We start from the raw sequence: 10,851 nt of genomic DNA on the forward strand, positions 1-10,851 counted from the left end.
CAGGGCTCAACCGTCAGTCTGGATGGCGTCTACGACTGCCGCGAAAACCGCCGTGCGATCTTCAACCGCGGCATGAGGCCCAACATTCCCGAGAACCCGCGTGGGCGCAAGGCACCGAAGCGCGGTCGCAGACGGCATTTCGACGCGGCCATCTTCGCGGAGCGCTTCAGCACCATCGAGCGCGTGTTCGCCTGGGAGGACACCTTCCGCCGCCTGCTGCTGCGCTTCGAACGCATCAGTGCCGTGCACTACGCGCTCAAGACGCTCGCCTACACGATGATCAACCTGAGGCACTACTGCCGCAGCTGATCGCGGCCCTCAGGGCGGCCTGTCGCTACTTCGCCGGCGCATTGCGCCATGGCCGCGCGCGTCGTTACCATGTCGATCACTTCGCAAATCACACTTCCGCTTCGCGTTGCCTGTCTTGCCAACTCATGCATTTCATGAAACATATGCATTACTGATCAAATGCAAATTCAGTCTGCTTGAAACCCGCAATCAGTTGATGGCGAGAACTCCTGCTGATGGACGGGTCTACGAAGCTCGATGGCCCGCTGCCGGATTAAGCATCGGCATTCGGCGCGCAGCAATGCGTCACACCATACCAGCCGGCACCGTCCAGAAAATGTCCGATACGAAGCGAAGCGGGCGCGACCCACGCGAAGCGCGCGTCGTGCCGTGCCGTGCCGCGTGACGACATCACTTCGCTTGCCGAAGGCAGGCTTCGCATCCGCCGCGCTGCGCGGCAAACGCCCCGCTACCGTTGAGCTACGAAGGCCAAGGGTGGGGTGCCGCGCATTCGACATTACGAGCGGAAAGTCATGAGCGAAGAAAAGACCGAGCAGCCCACCGTCAAACGGCTGCGCGACACGCGCAAGGACGGCGAGACGTCGAAGAGCGCCGACCTGGTCGACGGCGCGACAATGGCCGCTGTCGTCGGTGTGCTCGCGGCCGCGAGCTTCGGCGGTGCGCTGCGAACAATCGTCAGTACTGCGCTCGAATTCGCGTCCGGCAGTCACGATCAGCCGCTCATGTTCGGCAAGCTGTTCGAGCTCGGCAAGCAGGCATTGATCGTGATCGTGCCATGCGTGGGTGCGGCGGCGCTCGCAGCAGTGGCCGCGCTGATCCCGCAAGTGGGTTTTCAGATTGCCACCAAACCTGTCGTACCCGATCTCAAACACGTGAGCCCCGTCGACGGCGTAAAGCGGATTTTCTCGTGGCGCACGGTGATCGACCTCGTGAAGATGGTGATCAAGGCAATCGTTATCGGCTTGGTGATGGGGTTCACGATCAGGTCTATCTTGCCGCTGATCGTGGTTTCGCTGTATCAGTCGCCACCGGAATTGTCAAAGGTCTTCTGGTCGCTGCTGATCAAAGTTTTTGCCGTCGCAGTAGCCGTGTTTATCGTGATCGGCCTCGTCGACGTCAAGCTGCAACGCGTGCTGTTCCTGCGCAACCTGAAGATGTCGAAAGACGAAGTCAAGCGGGAACGCAAACAGACGGATGGCGACCCGGAGATCAAGGCGGAACGCAAGAGGCTCGCCCGCAAGTTCTCGACTTCGGCGGCACCCGCACAGCGCATGGGCTTTGCGAACGCGCTGATCGTCAACCCGACGCACTATGCGGTTGCCATCCGCTATGTGCCCGCAGAACATCCGCTGCCGCTCGTGATCGCGCGTGGCATGGACGAGAGCGCGGCGCAATTGCGGCGCTTCGCGCGTGATGCGAATGTGCCGATCATCGGCAATCCGCCGGTCGCGCGCACGCTCTACAAGGTCGGGATAGGCGAGTCCATTCCGGAGGAACTGTTCGAGACCGTCGCCGCGATCCTGCGCTGGGTCGACGCAATCGGCGCGCGGCGTATTGAAAACAAAGCCGGCGAGCACAACCGCGACAACCTCGGGAGCCGCGATGTTCAAGACACTTAAGCTACCCGCCGCCGGCGAAATCGGCATCGCGATGCTGGTGGTCGCGATCATCTCGCTGATGATCCTGCCGCTGCCGCCGTTTCTGATCGATGTCCTGCTCGCCATCAACATCACGATCAGCGTGACTCTGCTCATGGTGACCATGTATGTGCCGAACGTGGTGTCGCTTTCCGTGTTTCCGTCGCTGCTGCTTTTCACCACGTTGTACCGGCTCTCGCTCAACATTGCGTCAACCAAATCGATTCTGCTGCACGCAGATGCGGGCAGCATCATCGAAAGTTTCGGCGAGCTGGTGGTGGGCGGTAACCTCGTGGTCGGCATGGTGGTGTTCGTGATCATCACGACCGTGCAGTTCATCGTGATTGCGAAAGGCTCGGAGCGCGTGGCCGAAGTCGGCGCGCGTTTCACACTCGACGCATTGCCCGGCAAGCAGATGAGCATCGACGCCGATCTGCGCGCCAATCTGCTCACGCCCGAAGAGGCGCGCCGCAAACGCGCAACGCTTGCTGTCGAAAGCCAGTTGCACGGCGGTATGGACGGCGCGATGAAGTTCGTCAAGGGCGACGCGGTGGCCGGTCTCATCATCACACTGATCAACATCATTGCGGGCATTGCGGTAGGCGTCGCGTATCACGAGATGACGGCGGGCGAAGCCGCGAACCGCTTTTCGGTTCTGTCGGTCGGCGACGCAATGGTCTCGCAGATTCCGTCGCTGCTGCTTTCGGTGGCCGCGGGCGTAATGATCACGCGCGTCTCCGACGAGCGCGACGCGCGGCCACTGTCGCTCGGCGACGAGATCGGCCAGCAGCTTTCGGCCAGCGCCCGCGCACTCTACTTCGCGAGCCTGCTGCTGCTTGGCTTCGCCGCCGTGCCGGGCTTTCCGACTGCGCTATTCGGGCTGCTCGCGGCGATTCTCGCGTCCTGCGGTTACCGGCTCGGCAGGCACAAACCCGCCGCGACCACGCATGCGGGCGAAGCCGTCAACGCAATGCAGCGCGCCGGCTCGAAAGCCGGGACGCCGGCAATCCTCACGCGAGCGCCTCAATTCACCTGCCCGCTGGGTGTGCGTATTTCGCCCGACCTCGTCGTGCGCCTGTCGACTACCGCGCTCGACCGTTCGTTCGAAACCGAACGCGGGCGGCTGCAGGAATATCTCGGATTGCCGTTTCCCGGCATCACGATGTGGACAAGCGACGACTTGCCCGCTTCGAGCTGCGAACTGCTGATGCACGACGTGCCGTATTGCGCGATCGAATTGCCGCCCGGCAAGGTGATGCTGCCGGAGCCGGAGCTCACCGGCATGCGCGAGCCGCTTTCCGTCGACGCCGAAACGCTCGCCACACGTGCCGGTATTCGTGGAGGCGAAAAGCGCCGCGGACTCGACGGCGGCCCGGGGCCCACATGGTGGATCGACGAAAAGAGCTTGCCGTCCAAGCAACCGGCATGGCGCGCCGAACAGGTGATCGCGCATGCGTCGGTGGCAATGCTGCGCAAGCACGCGTCGCTCTTTCTCGGCATTCAGGAAGTGCAATGGATGCTTGATCAACAGAACGCCGAATATCCGGGCCTTGTCGCAGAGGTGCAGAAGGTGCTGCCGCCGCAGCGCATCGCGGACGTGCTGCGACGGCTGCTGGAAGAGCAGATTCCGATCCGCAACGTGCGCAATATTCTGGAGAGCCTCGTCGTGTGGGGCGCAAAGGAAAAGGACATGCTGATGCTGACCGAATATGTGCGCGGCGATCTCGCGCGCTTTCTCGCGCATCGTGCGGCGGGCGCAGGCCGGCAATTGCCTGCGGTCCTGTTCGATCTGCCGGTCGAGCAGCATATCCGCCAGGCGATCAAGCAGACGCCGACGGGCAACTTCCTTGCATTGCCGCCTGACGAAGTGGGCTTTCTGATCGACCAGATCCAGTCTTGTGTGGGCGATACGCCGCGTGACGGCGTCGCGCTCGTTACCTCCATGGACATTCGCCGCTACGTGCGCCGCATGATCGAGGCGCGGCTCGACTGGCTCGCCGTCTACTCGTATCAAGAACTGGGCGAGCATGTCGAATTGCAGCCGCTCGGCCGCGTGACGATCTAGACTCGCGCGTTCACGTCAGAATTCACGCTCATGGCCCTCATCGAACCGCGGCCGCTGCGCATCATTGCGTCGAATAGCGACCACCGTCCCGCCGCCCGCGCGGTGCTCGTGCGTCGCACGCGCTCGCCGGGCGCTTCCGGAGCATTCGAAGGGGCGACGCCTGAAACGCAAGCGGATCGCTCATGCGGAGCAAGCGGTCCCGTTGAGAACAGCGGGCACGCGATTCCCTTCGATAACGGACGGGCCCGCGATTCGAGCGCCGACGCGGAAGGCGAAGCCGCGCACGACGCGCTGCTGCAGCGGCTTTCCTTCACAACGATGCCCGCCGTCGACGCCCTCTTTCGCACGCAAGGCCACTTTCTCGAACTTGTGCGCGAGGTCGCGGCCTTCTGCGCCGACCCCGCGATCGGCGATGCCCGCAACTGGGAAGTGCGCATTCCGCTCGACGCGCGCATTCTGCCGGACACGGTGCTCTATCTCTCTCTTTCGCGTTTCTGGTTATCACTTCGGTTCGACACGCGGGGCATCGAAGCGCGACAGTTACTCTTCGACCACAGTGCGATGCTCGAACGCGAGCTCACTGCGCTGCTGAACGCGTGGGGCACGCCACGCGACATCGAACTGACGGTGTGGTGAACGCGCCGCCTGTCGTTTATCTTGGCCGACGCAGGCCGCATCCGTGAACCGAAATGGGTTATTCGATCGCCAAAATGTCAGGGGTGGGCGTGGCCGCCGAACACGCCGCATCGCCTGCCGCCCAGCCGGCTGCCATTGTGGACGCCGGCTTACGCGCGGCAGCGCAAACCACGCCCATCGGCGTGCTGCCCCTTCACGCCGTACCGCAGCTCGTGGCGCGCCTGGCGCGGCTCGTCTGCCATGCGGGCACCGTGCAATGCATCCAGCGGAACGCCGCTATCGCCGAATGGCAAGCGACGCCCGAAGCCGCCGCCGAAGGCCCGAGCGCACCTTTTTCACAGCCGGGCGTGCTCGATCTCGTGCATCCGGCCGGCGCGATTCGCGTACTGTTCGATCTTGCTGCGTACCCCGCTCTCGAGATCGCCGCGCTGCCTGACGGCGCGCCGGTGCCCGGCGACCCGGCGCGTGCGTTGCGCATCGCGGTCGCCGGTGTGCTGCTGGCGCCGTTGCTCAAGCGGCTCACGGCGCTCGGTTTTGCCGGCATGCATCTCACGCAGCTCACGCGCGGCGTGCCGCCCGCGTCGAATGGGCCCGATATGCTGGATGCGCGGGATGGCGCGGCATTCACCGTGACTTTTTCGGTCGACGGAACCCGGCATCGCGCGCGCGTGCTGCCGGCGGCGCCCGTGGTGGGCGCGCTCGAAGCGTGGCACGCCGCGCGCACGGCCCAATTTACCGCCGACGCGATCACCGCGCACGCTTCGTCGCAGATGCGGGACCGCGCATGGCCGCTGAGCGGTTGCACAGTGCCTGGGCGCCTGATACTCGGCTCGCGTCGCCTGCCCGTCGACACGCTGCGCGCGCTTCAACCAGGCGACGTCCTGCTGCGCTCGCTGCAGCCGCGAAGCGGCGCGGGGCATATCGTCGAAGCCTGCGCGACCCACGCTGCCCAAGGCGCTGCCGCGGAATCCCAGGCCGCGCCGCTCGCGAGCACCACGGTGGCTTGGGGCTCGCCCGGCCTGATGCGCATTCACGCGCCAGTCAACATCGAAGGCCGCAGGCTTTCACTCACGAAGGAGCCCATCATGACCGATGAGTTGGATCCCGTTCGCCCGGACGATCTGCTCGCGCCGGATCAACAGTCGAATCCAATCGACATCGGCGAACTCGATCTGCCTGTCCAGTTCGAAGTTGACACCGTCGCGCTGCCGCTCTCGCAACTGTATGCGCTGCGTCCCGGCTATGTGATCGAACTGCCGACGCCGGTTAACGAAGCACAGATCAAGCTGGTCACGCATGGCCAGACCATCGGCTACGGCGAGCTCGTCACCGTCGGCGACCATCTCGGCATCCGCATCCTGCGCATGGCGCACGGCGATGGTCCAGTTCAGTGACATCACCGGACTGCTGATCGTCATTGTTGCGATCAGCCTTGTCCCTTTCGTTGCGATGATCGTCACCTCGTACGCGAAGATCGTCGTCGTGCTCGGCCTGCTGCGCAATGCACTCGGCGTGCAGCAGGTGCCGCCCAACATGGTCCTGAACGGCGTGGCGATTCTCGTGTCGCTCTACGTGATGGCGCCGGTCGGCATGCAGGCCATGCAGTCGATGCAAGGGCAGCCGATTGCCGGCCAGCCCACCCAGGCGGTGATCCAGATCTTCAGCGCCGCGCGCGAACCGTTCCGCTCGTTTTTGCAGAAGCATACGAACGAACGCGAAAAACGCTTCTTCATCCGCTCGGCGAATGTGGTGTGGCCGAAAGGCGCGGCGTCGAGCCTGCACGAGAACGACCTGATCGTGCTCGCGCCCGCCTTTACGCTGACCGAACTGACCGACGCGTTCAAGATCGGCTTTCTGCTCTACATCGCCTTTATCGTCATCGACCTGATCATCGCCAATGTGCTGCTCGCGATGGGACTGAATCAGGTGACGCCCACCAACGTGGCCATTCCGTTCAAGCTGCTGCTGTTCGTCGTGATGGACGGCTGGTCCACGCTGGTCCACGGCCTTGTGATGACCTATCGCTAGCGCGGCTGGCTGCGCGAAAAATCACGAGACAGGCATGGATAGCGACACACTCATGCGCTTCACAACTCAGGGCATGCAGCTGTGCATGTACATTTCGCTGCCGGTTGTGCTGGTGGCGGCGCTCGTGGGGCTCGGCGTATCGTTCCTGCAGGCAATCACGTCGATGCAGGATCAGACGCTCTCGCACGGCGTAAAGCTGATTGCGGTCACGATAGCGATTGTGATCGCCGCGCCGTTTTCGGCAGCCGCGCTGCTGCACTTCGCGAACGAGATCATGCATACGGCGGTGCCGCAATGACGCGCGTCGGCACACCGCTCACCACGGTTGCACCGGCAACCCACACGAATGCGGCTCGCGAACGGTTGCAGCAGACCGCCGTTGCACGCTTCGCCGTGTTGTATCGCGGCACGATCATGTTCAGCTATGCCCGCACGCAACACACGGCGATGCGCGGTTCAGTGCTCGGTCGCAAGCTCGCGACGCTCAATGCTAGGAGGCGCAATGCCGCGTGCCGCACAGGAGTGCGGCGGCCCGTCGTCGCGGCCGGCGACAAAGCGGACGAGGTGCTGGAGGCCGGTGTCGGCGGCTCAGGCCGCGTCACCCGCGACGCAGGCAATGGCTGCGACAGCGGCGGACAACCACATGACGAACGCGACGGCTCGGATCGCGATGATTGCGCGCCGCGCGCGCTGATTCGCATGCGCGGTCAAACGTCGATCGCGCGGCCCGCGCCTGGCGCATTGCAGAAATTCGTCGCGGCACAGGCGCCGTTCACGGATCTCGCCGAGACGCTGCCGCGCCTGTGGTGTGACGCGCTACTGGCATGGCACGACGAAGCCGCCGCACGTCCGCAGGCGCCACTCGATGCCGGGCTGCACGAGCGTTTCATCGATCTGCTTGCGGTGCAGTTGCATACCGGTGCCCCCGGCGATGTCAGCATGGACGCATGGCGGCAGCGCCTGATCGAGGCGTGCGAATCAGGACACCTGGCTGCCCGCGGCGCGTCCGTGGAAGGCGAAGCATCGGCGGAAAAAATCAGCCGCGCAGGGCGGCTGAATCTGCTGATGCCGCTGTTGCTGCTCGGCTACGGCCGGCCCTCGACACCGCCCATGCGCGAGCGCGCGATGAACGTGCGCGTCGTACAGCGCGGCACCGCGCTTATTGCCGCCGAACGCGGCTGAGGCGTCGCGTTTTTGGCCGCTTCTGTTGCACCTTCCGCGCAATTTCGCTTTCCCGGCGCCCGCTTCGGCATTGTGTGCTGGGACGTCGCCGGCGGCGGCTAGAGTGGAGTGTCAAAGGCGTGCCGCTGCGCGCCGCATCATTCCTTCAACAGGCTCTGCATGACGAAGCTGCTGCGTATCCTGACTGGCGTGCATGCTGGCGCGGAACTGCGTCTGAGCGCCGGCGCTCACCGGATCGGTACGGACGATGACGCCGACATCCGCATCTCCGACTGGTGCGGCGACGATGTCTCGCTCGTCGTCGATTCATGCGGCGTGGTGAGCGCGCGCCGCATGGCGGTGGCCAAGGGCGACGCCGCCGTGAACGAAAGCAGCGACAGCGCTCAGGGAGCCACCCTCGCCTCGCGAACCGACGACGAGCCGGGGGCGGTCATCCTGCTCGACTTCGTGCCGATGCAGTTCGGCGAGACGGTCGTCTGCATCGGCTTGGATGACGCGGCATGGCCGAGCGATCTTGAGCTGCTCTCCACGCTGCTTGTGAAGCCGGAAGAAACGCGGCGCGCAGCCGAACGCTCGCGCCGTCGCAGAATGGCGGGTATCGTGTCCGCGTGTGCAATGCTCGGCGCCGTGCTGGTGATCGGCTCGATGCGGCTGACGACGGCCGTCAGCCGTGCCGCATTGCCGCGCGACGCCGGCGATCTCGCGCAGCGCGTCAATCTCGAACTGGAGGCCGCGCACATGAAGGAACTGCATGCGCAGGTACGCGGTTCGACGGTGACCGTCAGCGGCATGGTCGCGACCGCCGCCGAAGACACGCAATTGCGCAAGATGCTGATGCGGATTTCGCCGGATCGCATCGTGCGGCACTACGACATCGCGCAGAACGATCTGGGCAATATGGCGGATTCGCTCGCGATGCAGGGGCTCAAGGTCGTCTACGCGGGGCGCGGAGCCTTCGAGATTAGTGGCAGGGTCGTCAATCCGCACGACGTGGAGTCGGCCGTTGCACGAATGCGCCACGATCTGAGCGACAACGTGAAAGATGTGCGCTTGCGCGTCGCGCAAGCGGAAGACGCATTGACCCCGGCGCCCACGTTCTCGTTCCTGATGTCTTCCGACGATGTGCGCTATGGACAGACACCCGACGGCGTCAAGCATATCTACACGTCGCAGGAAGACGCACCAGCGGCCGCGGCGGGAAATGGTCCTGCCGATGGGAATGCAAACGGCAACCCGGGCGCGACAGGAAGCGCCGACGAAGCGCCCGCCGCTGCGCGGGGCGTGATGCAGCCGGTCGAGGACATTCCCGCGACGCCGCCCTCCCCCGCGCCGCGCGCGGCCAACACCACCGCTTATCTGCCGCTACCGAAGTGAGGTTCCCATGACACAGACATCGAACATCTACGCACCGCTCGAAGCGTGCGCCGCCGACTTCAACGATCTGCAGAAGACGCTCGCCGATCCCGCCGGCGGACCGCGTCTTGCTGCGATACGCGAGGCGCTCGAGGCAACCGCGAAAAACGTGGGCGACGCGCACGGCGCAACCGAGCTGGATCGCAACGATCTCGCGAAGCTCTACCGCGGCCTGCTCGCCGCGGAACGCATCGTCGGTCAGCTCGCGGACACACGCGGCGCGGCCTGAGGGCGCGGAGGCTCGCCCTGTGGCGGCGGCTGGCTGTCACACCGGGCAGCGCTTCTGCGTAAACCCCAAAACGAGGGGTCTTATATCTATCGGTGGCGCAACGACTGCCATCACAGGCTTGGCAGCGGAAGCCGGCGCGGTGGCCAACACCATGAAAACCGGGGATCAACGCTGCGCGGAGAACTTCGTGGTCCGGTCGGTGCAAGTCCGCAAGGACCGGCCGGGCCACGGGTTGCAAAGGCTGCGCCATGTCCCCGGTCGACTCGCGGTGTGCCGAGAGCTTTCTTTTTTGCGGCGTCGGTAGGACTTTTTCTGGGTTGGGCGGGCCTTTTACTTGGACACCAACGATAGTTCGGAGCGTTACGCAGCATTGGTGCGTGACCTGTGCGCGACGGTCGGCCTCGCGGATGCCGAGCATGTGCTGAGCACCCGCTCGATCGAGGTCGAAGGCTTTGACGTGCGGCTAGAACACTTCGAAAATGATCTGGACGCGCTGTACGCGAATTTTCATTACGGCACGGTGACGGCCGGTCGCACGCTCATCGTATTCCGGCTGATGCTTGAGGCCAACCTGATGATCTACGCCCAGGACCAGGCGCAACTCGGACTCGATACGGATACCGGCGGTATCGTGCTCGTGGTGCGCGTGCCGATGACCCACGACGTCGACGGCACGGCGCTCGCCGAACTGCTCTCGCACTACGCCGAGCATGGCCGCTATTGGCGCAGGAACATCATCGAATCGACGGAAGAGATGTTCGAAGGGATCGTCGCGGGAGAGTTCTCGTGGCTGCGCGCATAGCGAGCCGGGGCAGCGCAGTCCGTTGCGGACTCAATTGCTGACGAACAACTGATTGCGGGTTTCAAGCAGACTGAAGTTGCATTTGATCAGTAATGCATATGTTTCATGAAATGCATGAGTTGGCAAGACAGGCAACGCGAAGCGGAAGTGTGATTTGCGAAGTGATCGACATGATAACGACGCGCGCGGCCATGGCGCAATGCGCCGGCGAAGTAGCGACAGGCCGCCCTGAGGGCCGCGATCAGCTGCGGCAGTAGTGCCTCAGGTTGATCATCGTGTAGGCGAGCGTCTTGAGCGCGTAGTGCACGGCACTGATGCGTTCGAAGCGCAGCAGCAGGCGGCGGAAGGTGTCCTCCCAGGCGAACACGCGCTCGATGGTGCTGAAGCGCTCCGCGAAGATGGCCGCGTCGAAATGCCGTCTGCGACCGCGCTTCGGTGCCTTGCGCCCACGCGGGTTCTCGGGAATGTTGGGCCTCATGCCGCGGTTGAAGATCGCACGGCGGTTTTCGCGGCAGTCGTAGACGCCATCCAGACTGACGGTTGAGCCCTG

Annotated in this window: 13 protein-coding genes; 11 read left to right on the forward strand and 2 right to left on the reverse strand. The window is 64.3% G+C overall.

The genetic code is table 11. From position 1 onward, the window contains the following. On the forward strand, positions 1 to 309 hold a 309-nt coding region (locus EVC45_RS42180), incomplete at its 5' end, for a transposase (RefSeq protein ID WP_248295485.1). 253 nt (positions 310 to 562) lie between these two features. Here the strand turns inward: EVC45_RS42180 and EVC45_RS45955 are convergent. Beyond that, positions 563 to 730, reverse strand: coding sequence for a hypothetical protein (locus tag EVC45_RS45955; protein WP_168991652.1), 168 nt, complete (start codon positions 728 to 730; stop codon positions 563 to 565). Positions 731 to 821: 91 nt separating this feature from the next. On the opposite strand from EVC45_RS45955, the gene sctU reads away from it, so the two are divergent. From sctU to EVC45_RS42230, 10 genes are all read left to right on the forward strand, one after another. Further along, the gene (gene sctU, locus EVC45_RS42185; RefSeq protein WP_129964018.1) at positions 822 to 1,928 is read left to right on the forward strand and encodes a type III secretion system export apparatus subunit SctU; all 1,107 of its coding nucleotides are present in this window, start codon (positions 822 to 824) and stop codon (positions 1,926 to 1,928) included. Then, the gene (sctV, locus tag EVC45_RS42190; RefSeq protein WP_129964019.1) at positions 1,912 to 4,011 is read left to right on the forward strand and encodes a type III secretion system export apparatus subunit SctV; all 2,100 of its coding nucleotides are present in this window, start codon (positions 1,912 to 1,914) and stop codon (positions 4,009 to 4,011) included. Before sctU ends, sctV begins: the two co-directional genes overlap by 17 nt. Before the next feature lie 30 nt (positions 4,012 to 4,041). Next, positions 4,042 to 4,647 carry a type III secretion system protein SctP gene (sctP, locus tag EVC45_RS42195; protein WP_129964020.1) on the forward strand — a complete coding sequence of 202 codons (606 nt, stop codon included), beginning with the start codon at positions 4,042 to 4,044 and terminating at the stop codon, positions 4,645 to 4,647. Between the two features lie 53 nt (positions 4,648 to 4,700). Further along, the gene (gene sctQ / locus EVC45_RS42200) at positions 4,701 to 6,041 is read left to right on the forward strand and encodes a type III secretion system cytoplasmic ring protein SctQ (RefSeq protein WP_129964021.1); all 1,341 of its coding nucleotides are present in this window, start codon (positions 4,701 to 4,703) and stop codon (positions 6,039 to 6,041) included. Then, entirely contained in the window at positions 6,025 to 6,675 is a 651-nt protein-coding gene (gene sctR, locus EVC45_RS42205; RefSeq protein ID WP_129964022.1) for a type III secretion system export apparatus subunit SctR, read from the forward strand. The genes sctQ and sctR overlap by 17 nt, the downstream gene beginning before the upstream one ends. A gap of 34 nt (positions 6,676 to 6,709) precedes the next feature. Then, positions 6,710 to 6,973 carry a type III secretion system export apparatus subunit SctS gene (gene sctS / locus EVC45_RS42210; protein WP_129964023.1) on the forward strand — a complete coding sequence of 88 codons (264 nt, stop codon included), beginning with the start codon at positions 6,710 to 6,712 and terminating at the stop codon, positions 6,971 to 6,973. Continuing rightward, positions 6,970 to 7,857: a hypothetical protein gene (locus EVC45_RS42215; protein ID WP_129964024.1), complete on the forward strand. Its 888-nt coding sequence runs from the start codon at positions 6,970 to 6,972 to the stop codon at positions 7,855 to 7,857. Before sctS ends, EVC45_RS42215 begins: the two co-directional genes overlap by 4 nt. Before the next feature lie 159 nt (positions 7,858 to 8,016). Continuing rightward, positions 8,017 to 9,231 (forward strand): secretion protein, encoded by a 1,215-nt coding sequence (locus EVC45_RS42220; protein WP_129964025.1) that lies wholly within the window; start codon positions 8,017 to 8,019, stop codon positions 9,229 to 9,231. 7 nt (positions 9,232 to 9,238) lie between these two features. Continuing rightward, complete coding sequence (locus tag EVC45_RS42225; RefSeq protein WP_129964026.1) at positions 9,239 to 9,499, forward strand: type III secretion protein; 261 nt, start codon at positions 9,239 to 9,241, stop codon at positions 9,497 to 9,499. A 334-nt stretch (positions 9,500 to 9,833) separates the two neighbouring features. Then, positions 9,834 to 10,301 carry a CesT family type III secretion system chaperone gene (locus EVC45_RS42230; RefSeq protein WP_129964027.1) on the forward strand — a complete coding sequence of 156 codons (468 nt, stop codon included), beginning with the start codon at positions 9,834 to 9,836 and terminating at the stop codon, positions 10,299 to 10,301. A 241-nt stretch (positions 10,302 to 10,542) separates the two neighbouring features. Here the strand turns inward: EVC45_RS42230 and EVC45_RS42235 are convergent. After that, positions 10,543 to 10,851, reverse strand: a 309-nt coding sequence (locus EVC45_RS42235) for a transposase (RefSeq protein ID WP_248295485.1), incomplete at its 5' end; no start/stop codon positions are given.

Source organism: Paraburkholderia sp. UYCP14C (assembly GCF_004197395.1).
Taxonomy (GTDB): domain Bacteria; phylum Pseudomonadota; class Gammaproteobacteria; order Burkholderiales; family Burkholderiaceae; genus Paraburkholderia.